Here is an 18,564-nt window from a genome sequence, read left to right on the forward strand (position 1 = left end):
AATTACGATGATCGTTCCCTACGCGGCCGGTGGACCAACGGATACCGTGGCGCGCGTTGTTGCCGATGCGATGGGACGCGATCTGGGGCAGCGCGTGATCGTCGAAAACGTGGCCGGAGCAGGCGGCACCATCGGGTCCTTGAGGGCCGCCAAATCGGAGCCGAACGGTTACACGCTGATCCTCAATCACATCGGGATGGCGACGGCGCCAACCCTCTATCCGGGGTCGATAGATCCCCTTACGTCCTTCGAATACATCGGGCTGGTCGCGGACGTGCCGATGACCATCGTGGCCCGACGGTCATTTCAGCCCAATACCCTGAAGGAATTGATCGATTACACCGTCAAGCAGGGAAGCAAGATCACCTATGCGCATGCGGGGGCCGGAACGGCATCGCACATCTGCGGGGTCCTCTTCGCGTCTGAGACTGGGGCGCAGCCCGTCACCGTTCCCTATAAGGGCACAGGACCCGCAATGATTGACCTGCTCGGTGAACAAGTCGATTTCATGTGCGATCAGACGACCAACACGACGAACCAGATAAAATCCGGCGAAATCAAAGCGTATGCCGTCACGACAGCCCAACGGATTCCAGCGCTTGCCAATATCCCTTCTGTAAAGGAGGCGGGCCTCGGAAACTTGGAACTGTCAATTTGGCACGGGATTTATGCTCCGAAGGGAACAACTGTTGAAGTGACGCGCAAGCTGACTTCCGCTCTTCAAGTCGCGCTCAAGGACGAAGCCGTCTCGGACCGCTTCAATCAACTCAGTGCGATTGTGGTCTCAAATGAAGATGCGAGCGCAACAGGATTGAAGGCAAAGCTCGAGGCCGAAATCGCGAGATGGAAAAAGGTCCTCGCTGCAGAGGGCCCCAAGTAATCTCTTTCGGGTGGCTCCGAGTACGATGCTCCAAGCGTCGTACTCGGAAAGTCGGGCGTTCATATCGAGAATCGGGATCTTCCATGACGACAAGCATCACGCGTCGAGGCTTCTGCGCGACGACTGCTGGGGCAGTTGCGGGATTGGTATGTCCCAAGAATGCACGCGCCCAAGCCGAGCTGCCTAAAGGATTGATCACACTCATCGTCCCGTTCGCGGCCGGTGGCGCAACAGATGTCATCAGCCGGCACGTCGCGCGCAAAGTGTCCGAGCAGATCGGTCAATCCATCGTCATCGAAAACGTCGCCGGTGCCGGTGGCATTGTTGCGGCGACTCGCGTGGCGCGCGCCAAACCCGATGGCCAGACGCTATTGATGGGCACGATTTCGACCCACACGATCAATCCGCTGATGGCAAAGCAGCCGCCCTACGATCCGGTAGCGGATTTCACCGCTGTGTCCATGATCGTGACGGTGCCGAACGTTCTTCTGGTTTCATCGGAAGTCCGAGCAACAAGTATCCAAGAATTGATCGCGCTCCTGAAGGCCAATCCTGGAAAGTACAACTACGGATCGTCGGGCGTAGGCACTCCTCCGAACTTATCCGGTGAACTGTTTAAGACATTGGCAGGTGTGCAGATGGAACACGTGCCTTACCGCGGCGGCGCGCCGGCCATGAACGACCTGGTTGGTGGGCAGATCCCGATCCTTTTCGATGTGCTTAGTGGCGCCGCGCCCCTTATCAAGTCGGGTACAGCGCGGGCGCTGGCTATCACCACGAAGAAGCGGTCCGCCTCGTTCCCCGACATTCCCACCATCGCCGAGTCCGGATTCCCCGACTACGAAACGTATACGTGGAATGCAGTCTTCGGCCCGGCGAATATGCCGCCCGCACTGACGGAACGTCTAAGCGGCGAATTTCGGAGGGCGGTGGCGGAGCCCGAGCTGCAGCAACGTCTGATCGAGCTTAGCGGGGAGCCAGTCGGATCGACGCCGGATCAAGTTGGCGCCCAACTCAAGGCGGAGATCGCAAAATGGGGGCCGATCATTCAGGCGGCCGGCCTCAAAGCAGAGTAGCTTGATCTAATCGGGGCCGTAACAGTAATTATCCGCTACGTGTCGGGCAGCGACCGAAATCGATCCCTCGCTTCTCGATGAAGTCGATTCATGGACGGAACGGTAGGCTTTGGTGAAAAACGTGAGAGAGTGGGAGAGCGACCGTCATGAAGACTAAGTTGCGCGGCGCGGACATCGTCGCACAGTCACTGGAACGCTTGGGGTGCAGCAGGATCTTCACGCTGTCCGGCAACCACATCATGTCCATCTTCGATGCCGTCCTCGACACGAAGATCCAGTTGACCCACGTGAGGCACGAAGCCGCCGCGGTGCATATGGCCGACGGGTGGGGGCGGATCACCGGCGAGCCGGGCGTGGCGATGGTGACCGGCGGTCCGGGCCACGTAAATGCGCTGGGAGCGCTGTTCGCGGCCCAAGCGGCCGAATCCCCCGTGGTGCTTCTTTCAGGGCACGCGGCGACGTGGGAGTTGGGGCGAGGCGGCTTCCAGGAGATCAGACAGGCGGACATGGCAAAGCCAGTGACCAAAGCGTCATGGACCGCAAAGTCGACCGCTGCACTCGGAACGGATATCGGCGAAGCGCTTCGGTTGGCCCGGGAAGGGCGCCCCGGACCGGTCCATGTCAGTTTACCTTCGGATCTCCTCGACGAAACGGTCGGTCTGGACGAAGTCGTTTGGCCAGAAGTTACGGGGTCAATTGAAGGAACAGATATCGAAGCGGAGGCCGCAGATAAGATACTCTCTGCGATCGCGTCGTCGGAGCGACCGATCATCTTTGCGCCGCCCGCGCTCTCGAGCGTGGATGGACGCTCGCTTCTCAAGGAATTGGAACTTGCGACCAACGCACCGGCGGTCATCCTGGAAAGCCCGCGCGGGGCTGCCGATGCAACTCTGGGCGCGTTCGCGGATCTTGTCCAATCGGTGGATCTCATCGTGCTTTTAGGCAAGGCGTTGGACTTCACCACCAAGTGGGCCGCAGCTCCACACTACCGACCGGACGTCCGACTTGTCGTCGTAGATCCGGATGCGGCCATGGTCGGGCGTGCGATGAATGAGGTCGGCGCGCGCGTTCTGGTCGGGTGCGTAGCGGACACGAAGATTACGGCCCGGACGTTGATCGCGCGCGCTTCGAGCTCGGCCCGGCGAAGCCCAGATTGGCTCAAACAGGCCCGCTCGGCGCTGGACGACAGACCTGCGGAATGGGCCACCGTCTCCTCGTCGACAGACGGGCGACTTCACCCGGCCGAGATGCTGCGCGTGTTGCGACCCCATCTAGATCGCGACAAAGACGCTGTGCTGGTCTCCGACGGCGGCGAGATTGGACAGTGGGCACAGAGCATTCTTCCATGTACACGTCGAATGGTGAACGGCGTATCGGGTGCGATCGGAAGCTCACTGTCTTTGGCAATTGCCGCTCGGTACGCGGAGCGAAAGGCGCCGATCTTCGCTGTCCTCGGCGATGGCAGTCTCGGATTTCATCTTTCTGAATTCGAGACGGCTATTCGATGCCGCCTACCGTTCGTGGCCGTTGTTGGAAACGACGGTTGTTGGAATGCGGAAAGCCAGATTCAGTTGAGATCGTACGGCGCGAATCGCATGCACAACATGGATTTGCTTCCCGCCCGATACGACCTTGTCGCCGAAGCGCTTGGCGGGCACGGTGAACTCGTCGAACGTGCCGCCGATCTCCCCGGCGCGATCGAGCGCGCCCTTGCGAGCGGGAAGCCGGCTCTCATCAACGTCATGACCGAAAGCGTTGCGGCTCCCACGATACGGCTTGCAACCTGATCGCTGCGAAGCGTCGCCGACCCTAAGCTACGGGTCGACGGAGCACATAATTCCGCTGAATAGTCCCATTGGCACTATCGATTAGACCTCTCGCCCGGGCGATGCACAGTTCGTGCGACTGTGGCGATTCCGCCGAAATCGATGTCAATTCAGATCACGCGAGGAAACATCGTGCGAGCCTCTTTGAAAGTTGCTGCCTGCATCGTTCTTGCGGTCCTGTCGTTTTCCGAAGTGCCGCGCGCACATGTAGTAGAGTGGCCTACCAGGATCGTCAAAATCATAGTGCCGTACGGGCCCGGCGGCGGGGTGGACAGTTTCGCGAGGCCTATCGCGTCGACCCTCAGCGACCAACTTCCCAATCGGATCATCATAGAAAATCGCGCCGGCGCCGGCGGCACGGTCGGCGTGCTCGCGGCCGCGAAGTCTCCCGCCGACGGTACCGTTCTTTTGGCCGGCGGCGTCCATCAGCCGATGTCCGAGGCCGTGTATCCCACTCGCGGCTACCGCATAGAGCAGGACTTCGTCCCGATCGCTATTACCGCCGTCGTTCCGAACGTCCTGGTTGTTCCGGCGGAGTCCCGTTTCAACACTGTCGCGGACATCATCAACGAAGCAAAGGCCAATCCCGGGAAACTCAGCTATTGCTCGTCGGGCAACGGCACCTCGCAGCACATCATCGGAGAGATGTTCAAGCGTCGCGCGGGCGTGGACATCCTGCATGTACCCTATCGAGGGACCGCCCCGGCGCTGACCGATCTGATTGCGCAGGTTTGCGACATGATGTTCGACGGAATGGGCACGTCCGCTCCGCAGATCGAAGGCAAGAAGCTGAAGGCGATAGCCTTAATTGCCAACAAGCGCTATCCGCGATTCCCGCATATTCCCGCTTTCACGGAAGCGGGAGGACCCGAACTCGATGCATCGATCTGGTATGCGATGTGGGCGCCGGTGAATACGCCACCAGAATTGGTTTCCAAGATCAGAGGAATCGTCAAAGGTTCTTTGACAAGTCCCGCAGTTGCGCGCGCCTGGGAAATTCAAGGAGCAGAAATTCCCAACGTAAAGGACGAGGACATCGTCGAGTTCGTGAAGCGAGAAACGGCCGAATGGACGAAGACCGTGACCGAACTCGGCATCAAGGTGGATTGAGAGTCGTGGGTTGGGTCGTGGAAGATAATGGCTCGGTTGCTCAAATTGACAGCGGTTGGATTGGCGAAGGCGGGCTCGCTTGACTCCGCCTCTGGCTCAAAGCTCTCGAAAGTAGAGCGGACGTGGGCAGCGGTGCTGCACTTAACCCTCTGACGCGGACACCAGGCCTTTCGGACAACCGACCACGCGCATGCACTCAGCTTCGGCAGTGAGAACCGGCGTCAATTGTCGGCGACAATTTGTTATTTGCACAAGCCTTGACGGAGCTGCATCTCGGCCTGGAGCGCGCTTGTCAGTCTACAGAATTAAGAGAATCTGGCGCACCCGACACGATACGAACGTGTGACCTTTGCCTTCGGAGGGCAACGCTCAACCTTCGAGCTGAACTTAAGCCGAGGCCTTCGCCAGCAGCGCATCCAATCGTAAGGACCACCTTGCTGACTGCAACCCGCCGGTTTTTTCGCTATCCCCGCCAAAACTACGATGGCACTCGGTCTATCCTAGGCGCGGCCGGACCGGCACATTACTTTGTGGCAGAAGCAAGCGGGATTGGTGAGGAGGCACGAACCAGAGCGGTACTGTGCGAGCTCATCAGGTACGGCCACGCCGCACCTAGCAGAGGTGCAGTGTTCTAGAGGGCTGAGAAGTCCTCCGAGTAAGCACTTGAAGTGAAAGGAAAATGCCTTAACAGTCAGCTTTGAATTTGTGTCGGCCCAAAGATCAACTGCTCCAGACGAGACAATAAAGCGAAATAACATCAACATGTTATCGCATCGATTTTGCATTGCACCCATGATGGATTGGACCGGGACATCTCGAAAAGCGAAGCGCGATCAGAGCACTTAAGCCATGTCTCGATTGGTCATGTCGCACCAAATGAAGTACCGCCGCTAGTTCGGAGCTTCGATAAGCAAGCGATTTCGCGCTCCTGCGTTTGTTGAGCGGCTGCAGCGTAGGGCAGGGTAATATCCCATCCGCCCGGCGGCAGCTGCTGATGCGGCTCGGTCGCTGCATGCAAAGCATGGCAGCGCTATCGCTTCCATTTCGTATTTGCCTGGCGCGCTTTCGGTGCGCGTCCTGCTTTTGCTCGATTGCTACGCTGCACTACCTCCACTCACGGCGGGATGTTGAATAGTCTGCAATAGGGGAATTCATTCGTTCGCAGGCTTTTGACGCTCTTTCAGAGTGATCACAGTCAGACACTTGCCAAACGAAAAGCCGGACCGCTCAGCACACATGTGCATCGTGGTCCGGCTTTAGATTTTGCGTCACTGAACCACATCAAGCCGCGGCAACATCGGCTGGTCGATGGCAAAGCCGCGCACGCGCCTTGATGTGTCTCAGAAGGTACTGGGTGTCGGCGACGGCTACTTCTTTTTCTTCTTGCCGGTCGTCTTCTTCGCCTTCTTCGCCTTCTTCGCTTTCTTAGCCACGTTGCCCTCCGCAATCCCAAGAATTTGGTTCAATGCAAGTCGACCCTCGACGTGCATAAACACAGAGTACACCACAATTGCAAAATTGATACTGCGTGATTCGAAGAAGGTAAACGGCAGTCACACCGTCGCGTGTTGCAGGCGAGCGAACCTCTGGATACGTGGACACAGCTTGTTGCCCAGCTGGAGAACATCCGTGACGAGATTGACACGGGGCCATGCCGCCAGTGGCAAGCAGCTTGGAGGTGAGGCAATTTTGCTCGGAGCTATAGCGTGCGCCTTAATCAGAGCGCACGTCATGTTTGTGGCAACTCTGTCTGGGTCGCCCCGAAAAAGCGAGGAGCTGGAGTGACACCTAGATCGTTAGAGCTGTCATCTCTTTTCTGGCGGCCTCAACTCGAGCGTCCAAATATTTGGCTAGATCCAGAAGATGGACGCCTTTTGCACATTTCTGGCTTGTTTCTATTCGGACTAGTGGGATTACTATTTCACCTGCGCCGATCTTCTGCACCAGCTTGGTCGGATTTAGGTGTGAAAAATAATCCCGACAGACGTCCTCAATCGGGATAATGGCCTTACCTCCATACTGAGCCATCAAAAGAAACGCAGTGTTCATTGAGCCACTTCCCATTTCGACCAGGGCCAAGCAGTGCTTTCACATCTTGTGCGCTGGCAATCGAATGTTGCCTCAGCTGCTCGGCAGCCGGCATCAAATTAGAAAACTCTCCGCCTTGGCAGATCCTTTTCCGTTGGGGGCGGTATTTGGCTTTCCTAGCGTAATAAAGGGAGGCTCGGCTCGTGCGGCGGCAATAGCATCATGAAATTGAGGGGGCATTTCAGGTGATCTGAAAGAGCCACTCTTCCATTGTAAGCCCGGCAGGACTCGAACCTGCAACCAGACCGTTATGAGCGGCAGACTATCGATCAGCTTCGTTGATTCTGCTCCGGTTTCATCTGCGCTCGATCGCGTTTGTTGCGTTTCGGTGAGGTCGTTTCTGGTGCGAAACTGGTGCGGTTGCCAGATCGCGGTTCGGAGGGTGGGCGATCGTCCCCGGGCTCTTATCACCTAAATTTTAGCCTTTCGCAGCGGGCTGATTCCCACGACCCCGGAGGGCGTAGGCCTTCACATCGAATCCCGCGGGCGTCGGCGGTTCGATTTCAGTCGCAGTTGTCGCGAACCACTTGCTGGAATTCTCTTGCACTCTCATTGCCGAGATCTGCCCCTGGCCGGCATTGAATCTGCTAAGTAAGACGTTGATATTATTATTGTTTGGCGGATCGTTTTGTCTGCTCTACCAACATGAGTACCAACATTGGGGGCATAAGTGTTTGATTCAGGCTTTTCTTGGCGGTCGTTATCTGCTCAATCACAACGCGTTGAAGCCTTATCACACGCGCTCCCGGTCATTGCCGAAATTTACCGGGCGCGATTCTCCCATTACCTCCGGATTTCTCATGTGGGCCGACACCGATACCGATATCGACTTCCTCAATTATTCAGAGGTGGCGGAACTCATCGCCGAGATGATCGGCAAACCCGATTTGCTTCCGATGTCGCTGGGTGTCTTCGGAAGCTGGGGTGTCGGCAAATCGAGCACGCTTCGGTTAGTGGCAAATGAGCTTGCCAAAAGCGAGGACAAATACCTCATCATCCATTTTGACGCTTGGCTCTATCAGGACTTCGATGACGCGCGTGCTGCGTTGATGTCGGTCATCGCCAGCGAACTTGTGAAGGCCGCGCCAAAGTCCCTGGCATCGAAAGCGATGTCGCTGTTCGGCAGGATCAACAAGCTGCGGGCACTTGGGCTCATGGTCGAAGGAGGCGCGCTCGCGATGGGCGTTCCGACGTTCGGCTTGATCACGCGCGGGCTTGAGGGAGCGCGCGACCTGCTGGAGGGAAAAGCTGACAAGGAAGACCTGGAAGCGATCAAGAAAGCGGGCGCGGATGCCAAGGAGCAGACATCCGGTCTGCTAAAAGGGGTCTCGGAGAAGGGGCCGCCGGAGGAGATCGCCGCCTTTCGCGGCGACTTCGGCGAGGTGCTGGACGGTCTCGGCAAGACTCTCGTCGTCTTCATCGACAATCTCGACCGTTGCCTGCCGGAAAACGCCATCCACACTCTTGAGGCGGTTCGACTCTTCCTCTTCATGCCCAAGACGGCTTTCGTGATCGGAGCGGATGAGGACATGATACGTCACGCCGTGGCCCGTCACTTCAAGGAGCCCGGCGAAAAGCAGGTCACGGACTACCTCGACAAGCTTATCCAGATTCCGGTCCGCGTCCCGCGCGTCGGTGTCGAAGAAGTTCGTGCTTACCTTTCCCTTCTGCTGTTCCAGAGCGCATATGCCGACAAGGCGCTGCGCGAAAAGCTGAGAACGTTCCTGATCGACCGCCTACGTAAATCATGGACGCACGACGAGCCGTTCAAGATCGATGACGTGCTGAAGAGCGTCGGCAAGGAGGGCGATGACGCGTTACGGCGCTCCCTGGAGATGGGTGATCGAATGGCCCTACTGCTTGCACATTCCGAGCGCGTGCTCGGCAATCCACGTATTGTGAAGCGGCTCCTCAATGTCGTTCGCATGCGCGCTGCCATTGCCCGGAAGCGCAGCATGCCGCTCGACGAGGCCATTATCGCGAAACTCGCATTGTTCGAGCGCTGCGTGGATTCTTCGGCGACCGAGGCGCTGCACAACGCCATCAATGCCGCGCCAGGTGGAAAACTTCAATTTCTGCAAGCGATCGAGAACGGCGACCCGATCGAAGAACACAAAGCGGCATTGCCCGACAAGTGGCAGCCGCATCTCGCTTTCGTATCGGATTGGGCCCGCCTTCAGCCCAAATTGGCCGACATCGATTTGAAGCCGGCCGTTTATCTGGCACGCGAAACCATCCCGGTCCGTGTCGCCTCTGGAGCCGTGCCACTGCATGTCACTAACGCGGTCGAAACACTGCTGAAAACGCCAACACTGTCGTCACAGGCTGCCGCTGCGGCCGTGACGGCCCTGAAAGGAGGACACGAGGTGGTCGGCATGGACGCGCTTGTCGCCGAAATGCGCAAGAACGCGGACTGGTCGAAAGTGCGAGCCGATGTCCGCGGCGCCGTTCTACTCGCGCGTGCGTCACCGGATGCCGCAAAGATCGCCGCGCGTTTTCTTCACGAAATTCCATCACCACCGGCGTGGTTACGGAACATGTTGTCCAGTGAGCCGTGGTACGAGGCGTAGACCATGGGCACATCAGGCTCGAGCAAAGGTCCAAAAAACTCGTCTCCGCTCGTGCCGCCAGGCGTTGATGACGAACCTGGCAAGCCGCTGCCCGAGCCAGAAGGTCAGCGCTTTCGCGGCTTTCGGACGGAGTTCGGGCGAGCGGTTGCCGGCGGCGGAACGGCGACTCTCTCGTCGGCTCTCGGAAAATATGCGCGCGACGCGACGCACGGGAGCGCGGTCGGACCGCGGCGCTTCGGATCGGCCTACAGTTCAGGCGCGACTCTGGCTCAAACTCTCGCCGACATTAGCGCAGGCGGCACCGGTCAAGGACCGAGCGGCGTTAATTTCTCGTCGCTGACAGGACAGCCAATCAATGTCGCCGCGCAAGAAATCGCTCGCGCACTCGCCCCCGAAAATATCGACGCCGATCACATAACCGTCGCGATCCAGGAAGCCATCACCGAAGTCCTGCCGGAGGCTGGCGTGTTCGATCCTTCCTTGCTCACGCCCGACTCGCTGGTTCAAATCATGGTGGAGTTCTTCAGCCGCATTCTCTTCATCGAAATCACCAACGCGGCCGGCGATGCCTGGAACCATGCCCCTGATGCGACACATGCCACGCAGACGGAAGCCGACCTTCTCGAGCTGATCCGCGTCGTTGTCGACAAGCACTTCGGGCCACGGGTTGCGCAAGGTCTTGCCGGCGCAACGCGGGGGGAGTTTCGGAAGCTGGAGCGCGCCGCCATGGACGAGGTGTGGCGCGAGTGGGAAAGCCAAGCGTGACCCGGTTTGTATTCCACATCGACCAGAAAACCGTTCCCGACGAGCCGGATGGTGATGTTCATGTCTGGCTATATGGACCGAGTCCTCCCTACGAACATGTCGGCACCGTCGGCGCACGCGCGTATGACGCGGCCACACGTCTCTCGCTACAGCCGAGCCGGGCGGCAATGGACTTTCTGTCCATCGCTATGGCGGTGACCGCAGCGGACACATTCATCCTTCGTGCGGACGAACCGGACGGATGGCGACGAACCTTTGAAATGCATCTCCCGCTGTGTGAGCCGGACAGGTGGATGCCTCTCAAGGCACAGCTGGAGGCAACGCTTCGGTTTCTTAGCTCCGATCTATGGCACTTCGAGTTTACAAGCGGTGGAATGGACCCGCCTCCTATATCGGAGATCAGAAGCCGCAACCGCGTGATCAACCTTGCGAGAGTTGATTGCGTGGCGCTCTTCTCGGGCGGCTTGGACAGCGCGATCGGCACGCTCGACCTGCTCGCGCGCGGCACCCGGCCGCTTCTCGTTAGCCACGCATCGAAAGGCGATGCCGATAAACAGGATATCGTAGCCAGCCTCCTGCCAAGCACATGCGAACGCATGTCGGTCAACAGCTACCCGACTTGGGCAGGAGCAGACGATGACAGTCAACGGACAAGGAGCTTCCAGTTCCTGGCTCTCGGCACCTTGGCTGCCGAGGCGGTCGCTCGATATCGCCGGGTGCAGAAGGCAGACCTTTTCGTTTGCGAGAACGGCTTGATCGCGTTGAATCCGCCGTTGACGCCTCGCCGAATGGGATCGCACAGCACGAGAACAGCGCACCCGCATTTCCTCGGCAGCGTCCAAGCTCTGCTCGACGGAGCCGGCATTCCAGTTGCAGTGTCCAATCCCTATAGACACGCCACCAAGGGCGAGATGGCGGCTCCTCATGCCGCTCAAAAAGCGTTTTCGCAGTTCGCCTCAGAAACCGTGTCCTGCGGCAAGTGGAAGCGACGCAACCAGCAATGCGGCCGGTGCGTTCCCTGTCTAATACGCCGTGCCTCCCTTTATGCCGCAGGTGTGGTCGATGGTACGGACTACCAATACCCTGATCTGCAGGTTGTCATGACAGATGAGGATGGCCGGGATGATTTGATCGCGGTACAAGCGGCTCTCATCCGGGGCGGCAATGCGGAGCGCCATGTCATGAGCGCTGGGCCGCTACCTACTGGCGCAAACGAAAGACAAGCTTACGTTGATGTTGCAGAGCGCGGGATGGATGAACTTCGCCGTTATCTAGCTTCCGAAGGATTCGCCGTTTGATTGACTTCCACTGCCATCTCGATCTCTTCGATGATCCACAGCAGCTGGCGGCGGATTGCGAGAAAGCTGGCATCTACGTCTTGTCGGTGACGACAACGCCCAAAGCCTGGCCGAAGACGGCGGCGCTTGCGAAGGGAAAGCGCTTCATCCGAACGGCCCTCGGCCTTCATCCCGAACTCGCGCACGAACGATTTAACGAAGTCTCGCTCCTGGAACGGCTGCTCGATGAAACGCGCTACATTGGCGAAATTGGGCTCGATGGATCACCCGCCCATCGATCGCATGCGGAGGTCCAGCTCAAAGTTTTCGACCGGATCCTTGCTTCTGCGCAAGACCGCGGAGGCCGCATCTATACCATCCACAGCAGAGGCGCTGCAGATGCGGTGCTAACTAGCCTTCGAAAGCACGGGTGCGGGCCGACTGCGGTCTTGCATTGGTTCTCGGGGTCCCGAACCCAGTTGAAAACAGCTATCACCCTTGATTGCTGGTTCTCTGTCGGTCCTGCCATGCTGCGGACCGAGAAAGGCAGAGCTCTTGCGACTCAAATGCCCCGGGGACGGATATTGACTGAAACAGACGGGCCGTTCGCACGGAGCGGCAAGCGGCCCTTGACGCCGGCCGACGCGCGGGTGGCTGCCGCGGAGCTTGCCGCTGTATGGTCGGTGACCGAGGCGGAGGCCGCGGCGCAGATCAAGCAAAACCTGAAAGAGCTTTTGACGCGCGTCCCGGGTACGACCTGAAATGGTCTCAACGCCGTGAGATGGCGGGCCGGATCGAAGGTCGAATTGCAGAGGCGCAGAGGGGTTACGAGCTCATATGCTGACGATCGAAAAACTCCTGAACGGGCTTCCGCCAGACCTCACGCTCCAGTTCTTCGCGACCTTCGCTCGGATGGAGTTTGCGCTGAAACAGTGCCGCTTGCTTCGATTCACGGTGGAGGGAGACGTCGCGCAGATCGGCCAGCCCAATCTTATCGGCCGCCTCGGATCTGAGTTTTTCCCTGCCGTTCACGAGGCGCAGGTTGCGGAACTCTGATTGCGATCCCGCCCAAGCACTTCATTGTCAATGGCGATGGAGGAGTGGAATTCGGCGGGCAGCCCGCTCCGATCGCGAACACGTCGGACTTGATCGGTGCAACATGGCGCGTCCGGAACAATCTCTTTCACGGCACAAGATGTTTCCGTCCAACCGCGCGCGTGACAGGCAATTGATGACGGATTCGCTGGCGGTGCTGGAAATGATCCTGCAAGCGCTGCCCGATGTGTCGTCTGCCTTCCATGAACCTCAGCAGTTCTTTTGATAGTTGATCAACGAATTGCCGCAGCGTCCCGCGTTGCTCAACCTTGCTATTGAGTCGCCCGATCTTCGCGGCCGACTTGATCGCGGATCTCTTTCTGCGGGTCGCTCGGCCATTCGAGCGTGGCGCTACCGACCATGCCGCCTTGTGTCGCTTCTCCTGACTTGATCCAGGCATCAAGATCGACATCCGCAATCAGAGCGCTCGAAATCGGTTAGAGCGTTTCCGAATGAAGCAGGCGCGACAGCTTTTTGATGTGCCGGTCGAACGTAGCGAATTCGGCAGAGCGCAGGTCGTTTACGGTGTTTTCGATCTGCCTGAAAACGCCTTTGGTTCACGCCACCGTCTTGTTTCCGTCCGTCAGTCTCGCCGCTGCTGCACGCGCTAGAAAGTCTTCTTCATATTTCTGCTTGAGCTCAGCCACGAGGTTATCGACCATGGTGCTGCTCCGAAAGCCGATCACCTTTTGGTCAATCGCAAGTCTTGAGCAAGTGAAGGTTTGGTGTCCGTAGTGATTGTTCCAGATAGAGAATTGCGAGAGCGATAATGTATCTTACGAAAAATGCGCGTCTACTTGGGCTTCGATTTGAGATTTAGGGTCACCTTGTTGCAGGCGCAACGCAGAGACTCGGGGATTGGTTTGGGCGAAGCGTAAAGCCACGAGCCACAGTCATCGCAGCGAAAGCATTCGAGCAGGCTCTTGAACGCGGCGATGACGGGTTCAAAATCCTTTTTGCCGAAATTGGCCCATTCGTTGTAATGCACCGCCTTATTAACGGCCCACTGCTCAACGCTGCGTGCGCCGTTTGACTCGGATAGCGCCGTCTTGCGGCTAAGAGCTTCCTCCTTTGCCGCGGTATTGCCCCAAGAATGGCCGGCATCCGCAGCTTTGCCGCAGAGTTCTTTCATGCGAACCAGGACGCTGGGTAGGAGTTCACCGAGCTCGTAATTTCCGTCGCTGCGGAACGCAGGCCGCGCCGCCAGTTGGTCTGCCAAGTGCCGAGACGCATATTCAAGATGATGCCGCAATCCATGGGCGGCGGTTTCGACCTTGCCGCGCGAAAGTGCGGCCGCGATTTCGTCCCAGATTTCTTCATTTGATTCGACAAGCGGACCTGCATCAACGGTCCAGCTGTGAAATGCGAGCGATGTCTTGGTGGTGACCAGGCCAGCCGAGCGCATCTGCTCCGCCCAAAGGCGGTCGTGAGTCGTAATGATGAACTGGGTATTGGGGAAATATGATTTAAGCAGCTTGCAGAATTGATAGCGATGTCCGGAGTCGACGGACATGACCACGTCGTCGAGCAATGCAAGCGTGAAGCGATCGCCGAACAGACGCTTCATGAGTGCCAGATAAAGGCACACGCCCATCCCGTCCTGATGGCCTTCACTGTGATAGGCGCCCGGCGGAAACAAGCCGCGCTCGTAAAAATTGACGTTGAAGTCCAGCTTGCCCTCGCTCGGGCTGAGCTTTGCCGTGAATTTCCCTTCGTCGTCTTCGTTGACCGCCTTATAGTAAGTGCTGAAGTCCTTTTCGACGCTGTCATAGAGCGCATTGAGTTCGGTCTCCATGACATCGCAGTAGACGTCGTAAGCTGCTTTGCCGAGTCTGGCTGCTTTCTGGGCTGCGGTACCTTTACGCATCGCCTCGCGATAATCATCGAGGCGCAACTGTGCCGTCGTAAGAAAGGTATGCGCATCTACATGGGCTGTCTGGTCAGGTTTCGCGTCCACGGCGGCCCTAATAGCAACGAGCATTGCGGCGAGCTGACCCGGTAGACCATGCCAGCCGCGTTCAAGCCGCGATTTCATGCCGACAAGGCCCTGCAGGTCGGATAGACCGCCTTTGAAGGTCTCAAGATCTTGCGCCCAGCGATCGAGCAGCAGGCGGGCGGCATCATTGTGCCCGGCTGCGATTTTGACAACTGGCGCAATGAGCCCGCCCAGCCGGGCGCTGTATTGTGCGAGCGTTGAACCGGCGCCGAGCATCTCGGCCTGAAGCTTGGCGGCTTCTCCAGATTTCGACAGCTTCGTTTCCAGATGCTTGCGCAGGTGATCTTCATCATCCCAAGAGCGATCACAGAGTGGACACTCGGCGCCGTCCAACAGTTCAAGCCCTTTCTCGATCAGAGCGCGGCGCTGAAATGCATCCAGGAGCGAGGGATCGGCTTCAAGACGGGCGATTGCTGCCAGAATGACTGTGGCGGGTTCTGCGCCGGCAGGCCCAATCTTTTCCAAGGCGCCGGAAAGGGCTTCAAGATCGCGCAATTGGGATGCCTTGTTGAACTCTGGCAGTTTATCGCCGCCGGAAAGTCCCGTATCAAGCATAGTATCCGCTGCAAGCGTCGCGATCTCCGGCAGCCCGAGAGCCTTTCGCCGCGCATTGACCGCGCTGAGGAGGTCAGGCGCGCGGAATTCCGCAATTTGCAGGTGCCGCTGCAGCGTGTCCCGACAGCTATCGACCTGTGTCGCCGCGAGCTTGTGTGCGGATTGAAGTCTGTTGGCAGCAGTGTTCAGGGCTGCGCGCGTCTGCCCGATCTCGTCAAGCTTCAAGATCGCCTGAATCTCTTCTGACCGTTTGGTGGGTTCGATCAGGATGAAGCGCAGAATGTCGCGGCGCGACAGCGTAATTTCGGGATGCCCGGCGATTTCGTCGAAGGCCGCCCGGATATTGGGTTCGTTGGGATTGATCGTCGGCTTTTTTGGAGCGGAAACTTTGCGCGTGATGGTCGCCGTCTTCCCAAGTTCCTGAAAATGAACGGTCAGGCTGACGAAGGCCGCGTCCGGAAATTTGGTCTTATCGACATGGGGCCCATGCTCGGCCACGGACAGGCCCTTGGTACCCGCACCGGTCAGACGACTCATCTTGCCTGTGAGCGCGAACTCGATTGCATCGATCACGCCGCTCTTACCCGATCCATTGGGGCCGGATACCGAGAACGTATCCTTGCCGAATGTGATATCCAGCTTTCGGATACCACGTACCTCTTCGATATGGGCGCTCTCGAGCTTGATCATTCGATGTCGCCGGCGTCATCAGACGCGAACACCTTGGCGAAATCGTCGGCCTTAGGCTTCTTATCGGCCGCCAAGAGATCGGTAATCTGCTCGATTTTTTTTGAATCGAAGTCCTCATCCTCGGCCAATTTGGCGAGGAACTTGTCTGCAATCGTCTTCTGCAACGTGCTCATGAGCCAATCTCGGCGATTCGTAGGTTTTACCGCTACTGAAAAGATATCTCGGACAGGTTCTGCCGCCATTCGATGATGCGGCGTCCGCTAGTTGAATTTCCGAAAGACGTCGCTGCCGCTTCTGGGCTCCGGTCGCGTTGGCGCGAGGGTCTTTGAGAACCGATTCCCAGTATTCCGCCGGGAGGGGCGCATCTGGGGGGCACAGAGGAGGGCGTCGCATCCGCGCGGCTTCTGCGGCCAGCTTTTCCATCTGTTTCGGGGTCGGCATGCGCCAGCTCGCGGGTCGATCGGTCATTCCGAATTAGAACATAACAAGAACAAATGTCGGTCCGCTCGGACCCTGATCGAGAAAAAATCATCCTGTTGGAAGGGGCGCGGTGTCGGAACCAAGCCGGGTCGTTCGTCTTGAATCCGGCACCAGTAATGGAGTTCCCCCGCGATGGCCCCCCGCGCTAACTGGAAAGGCTTCCTGCGTCTTTCCCTCGTCACCTGTCCGGTAGCGCTCTATCCGGCCACCTCGGAATCCGAAAAGGTCTCCTTCAACCAGCTCAACCGGAAGACCGGTCACCGCATCAAGTACGCCAAGGTGGACGCTGATACCGGCGAGGAGGTCGACAACGAGGACATCGTCAAGGGCTACAAGGTCGATACCGACACATTCATCGAGGTGACGAAGGAGGAGCTCGAGAACGTCGCGCTGGAATCGACGCGAACGATCGAGATCGACGAGTTCGTCGACCGCAGCGAGATAGATCCGCGATATCTCATCCGGCCTTATTATCTGCGCCCCGACGGCAAGGTGGGACACGACGCTTTCGCCGTCATTCGCGAAACCATCCGCGAGATGAACAAGGTCGCGATTGGCCGGGTGGTCCTGACCAATCGCGAGCACATCATCGCACTGGAGCCGCTCGACAAAGGGTTGATGGGGACGCTGCTGCGTTATCCCTACGAAGTCCGCGCCGCGGATGAGTATTTCGACGACATCCAGGACGTCAAAGTCACCAAGGACATGCTCGATCTCGCCAAGCACATCGTTAATCAAAAGGCGGGCCATTTCGAGCCGGACAAATTCGAAGACCAATACGAAACCGCTCTCATCGATCTCATCAACCAGAAGCGCGCCGGTAAACCCATCACCGCGAAAGCGCGTCCCCGCGGTGAGAACGTGGTCGACCTGATGGACGCTCTGCGGAAGAGCATCGGGGGAGGCACGGCGGCAGCGACAGAGGCGCCGAAGAAGTCAGCCAAGAAGGCCCGCAAGGCGGCGGCCGGGCAGAAGGAAATGCTGATGCCGATTCCCGGCAAGAAACCGGTCAAGGAGGCCGCGAAGAAGCCGGCGGCCAAACCGCAGCGGAAGTCAGCCTAGCGTGTCCTGAAGCAACCAGTGATGCCAGACGGCCGTTACTTCGATCCGCGGCAGGGAGCGATATGGCTGCGCTGAAAAAGACTTCCAGGAGATCAACCTTGAGCGCGGGCATTCTCGCCTACCGCAAGGGCGCTCGCGAGCTCGAGGTTCTGCTCGTTCATCCGGGCGGTCCGTTCTGGCGTAAGAAGGATAACGGCGCCTGGTCTATTCCGAAGGGCGAAATCGATGCCGCAGATGCTCCGGAGCAGGTCGCGCGGCGCGAGTTTGCCGAAGAACTCGGCCCCAGCGCTTCGATTGGTCCCCTCCAGCCGCTGGGGGAAATCCGGCAGCGAGGAGGGAAGCGCGTCATCGCATTCGCCGGCGAGGGCCATTTTGACCCGGCGGCGCTGACCAGCAATACCTTCGATATCGAATGGCCGCCCCGGAGCGGTCGACGGCAGAGCTTTCCCGAAGTCGACCGCGCGGAATGGTTCGATATCGAGTTCGCGCGGACGAAGATGCTGTCCGGGCAGGTAGAGCTCCTCGATCGTCTTTTGGCGATCGCGGTTGAGAGCGCCGGGAAATGACGTTCAGGATTGGAATCATTTCGGACACGCACGGCCTGTTGAGGCCGGAGGCGGAACGAGGCCTGACGGGCGTCGATCACATCATTCATGCCGGCGACATCGGGCGGCCCGAGATCATCGACGCGCTTCGCCGGATCGCGCCTGTCACCGCCATCCGTGGAAACGTGGATAGTGGCGAGTGGGCCCGCGAATACCCCGACACGAAACTCGTGCGCTTGGCGGGAAAGTCGATCTACGTTCTGCACGACCTGAGGACGCTGAAGGCCGATACTGGCGCCGGCATCGACGTCATCGTCTCCGGGCATTCCCACGTGCCGAAGATCGACACCGTCGGTGGCGTTCTCTACCTAAATCCTGGCAGCGCGGGACCGCGGCGCTTCAGGCTGCTGATCGCGCTTGCGACGCTTGAAGTCACGCCTGACGGCATGCGAGCGGAAATCCACGACCTTGAAGGCGACTGAGCGTACCACCGCGCAGGGAATTCGCAGCGGAGGAGGCGAATGCGTTAATTCGTTCCGTTTGCCGGTT

The 18,564-nt window shown here is 58.6% G+C and carries 16 protein-coding genes; 13 read left to right on the top strand and 3 right to left on the bottom strand.

The annotated features are described in order from the left end of the window. The first annotated feature begins 7 nt into the window (after positions 1-7). The 4 genes from V1278_RS09630 (at position 8) to V1278_RS09645 (ending at position 4,892) form a co-directional block, all read left to right on the top strand. Positions 8-880 carry a tripartite tricarboxylate transporter substrate-binding protein gene (locus tag V1278_RS09630; RefSeq protein WP_334380500.1) on the top strand — a complete coding sequence of 291 codons (873 nt, stop codon included), beginning with the start codon at positions 8-10 and terminating at the stop codon, positions 878-880. Between the two features lie 83 nt (positions 881-963). Next, the gene (locus V1278_RS09635) at positions 964-1,956 is read left to right on the top strand and encodes a Bug family tripartite tricarboxylate transporter substrate binding protein (RefSeq protein ID WP_334380501.1); all 993 of its coding nucleotides are present in this window, start codon (positions 964-966) and stop codon (positions 1,954-1,956) included. Between the two features lie 146 nt (positions 1,957-2,102). Further along, complete coding sequence (locus V1278_RS09640; protein ID WP_334380502.1) at positions 2,103-3,743, top strand: thiamine pyrophosphate-binding protein; 1,641 nt, start codon at positions 2,103-2,105, stop codon at positions 3,741-3,743. 141 nt (positions 3,744-3,884) lie between these two features. Then, complete coding sequence (locus tag V1278_RS09645; RefSeq protein ID WP_334380503.1) at positions 3,885-4,892, top strand: Bug family tripartite tricarboxylate transporter substrate binding protein; 1,008 nt, start codon at positions 3,885-3,887, stop codon at positions 4,890-4,892. 1,788 nt (positions 4,893-6,680) lie between these two features. On the opposite strand, the gene V1278_RS09650 is transcribed toward V1278_RS09645, so the two are convergent. Further along, the gene (locus tag V1278_RS09650) at positions 6,681-6,941 is read right to left on the bottom strand and encodes a pyocin activator PrtN family protein (RefSeq protein WP_334380504.1); all 261 of its coding nucleotides are present in this window, start codon (positions 6,939-6,941) and stop codon (positions 6,681-6,683) included. A 566-nt stretch (positions 6,942-7,507) separates the two neighbouring features. Between V1278_RS09650 and V1278_RS09655 the strand changes: the two genes are divergently transcribed. The 6 genes from V1278_RS09655 (at position 7,508) to V1278_RS09680 (ending at position 12,913) form a co-directional block, all read left to right on the top strand. Next, a complete protein-coding gene (locus V1278_RS09655) occupies positions 7,508-9,550 on the top strand; it encodes a KAP family P-loop NTPase fold protein (protein ID WP_334380505.1) in 2,043 nt (680 codons plus the stop codon). Between the two features lie 3 nt (positions 9,551-9,553). Beyond that, positions 9,554-10,315, top strand: coding sequence for a hypothetical protein (locus V1278_RS09660; protein WP_334380506.1), 762 nt, complete (start codon positions 9,554-9,556; stop codon positions 10,313-10,315). Further along, positions 10,312-11,613, top strand: a complete 1,302-nt coding sequence (gene qatC, locus V1278_RS09665) for a Qat anti-phage system QueC-like protein QatC (RefSeq protein WP_334380507.1) — start codon at positions 10,312-10,314, stop codon at positions 11,611-11,613. Before V1278_RS09660 ends, qatC begins: the two co-directional genes overlap by 4 nt. Beyond that, a complete protein-coding gene (gene qatD, locus V1278_RS09670) occupies positions 11,610-12,353 on the top strand; it encodes a Qat anti-phage system TatD family nuclease QatD (RefSeq protein WP_334380508.1) in 744 nt (247 codons plus the stop codon). The genes qatC and qatD overlap by 4 nt, the downstream gene beginning before the upstream one ends. A gap of 76 nt (positions 12,354-12,429) precedes the next feature. Continuing rightward, positions 12,430-12,648, top strand: coding sequence for a hypothetical protein (locus tag V1278_RS09675; protein WP_334380509.1), 219 nt, complete (start codon positions 12,430-12,432; stop codon positions 12,646-12,648). 103 nt (positions 12,649-12,751) lie between these two features. Continuing rightward, the gene (locus V1278_RS09680) at positions 12,752-12,913 is read left to right on the top strand and encodes a hypothetical protein (protein WP_334380510.1); all 162 of its coding nucleotides are present in this window, start codon (positions 12,752-12,754) and stop codon (positions 12,911-12,913) included. Between the two features lie 567 nt (positions 12,914-13,480). On the opposite strand, the gene V1278_RS09685 is transcribed toward V1278_RS09680, so the two are convergent. Both V1278_RS09685 and V1278_RS09690 read right to left on the bottom strand, forming a co-directional pair. Next, positions 13,481-15,928, bottom strand: coding sequence for an AAA family ATPase (locus V1278_RS09685; protein WP_334380511.1), 2,448 nt, complete (start codon positions 15,926-15,928; stop codon positions 13,481-13,483). Further along, the gene (locus V1278_RS09690; RefSeq protein ID WP_334380512.1) at positions 15,925-16,101 is read right to left on the bottom strand and encodes a hypothetical protein; all 177 of its coding nucleotides are present in this window, start codon (positions 16,099-16,101) and stop codon (positions 15,925-15,927) included. The genes V1278_RS09685 and V1278_RS09690 overlap by 4 nt, the downstream gene beginning before the upstream one ends. Positions 16,102-16,540: 439 nt before the next feature. Here V1278_RS09690 and ku point away from each other — a divergent pair, with 439 nt between their 5' ends. The 3 genes from ku (at position 16,541) to V1278_RS09710 (ending at position 18,497) form a co-directional block, all read left to right on the top strand. After that, positions 16,541-17,470 carry a non-homologous end joining protein Ku gene (gene ku / locus V1278_RS09700; RefSeq protein WP_334380513.1) on the top strand — a complete coding sequence of 310 codons (930 nt, stop codon included), beginning with the start codon at positions 16,541-16,543 and terminating at the stop codon, positions 17,468-17,470. Between the two features lie 62 nt (positions 17,471-17,532). Next, positions 17,533-18,036 (top strand): NUDIX domain-containing protein, encoded by a 504-nt coding sequence (locus tag V1278_RS09705; RefSeq protein ID WP_334380514.1) that lies wholly within the window; start codon positions 17,533-17,535, stop codon positions 18,034-18,036. Further along, positions 18,033-18,497: a metallophosphoesterase family protein gene (locus V1278_RS09710; RefSeq protein WP_334380515.1), complete on the top strand. Its 465-nt coding sequence runs from the start codon at positions 18,033-18,035 to the stop codon at positions 18,495-18,497. Before V1278_RS09705 ends, V1278_RS09710 begins: the two co-directional genes overlap by 4 nt. The last annotated feature ends 67 nt before the right edge of the window (positions 18,498-18,564 follow it).

It is taken from the genome of Bradyrhizobium sp. AZCC 1577 (assembly GCF_036924575.1).
Taxonomy (GTDB): domain Bacteria; phylum Pseudomonadota; class Alphaproteobacteria; order Rhizobiales; family Xanthobacteraceae; genus Bradyrhizobium.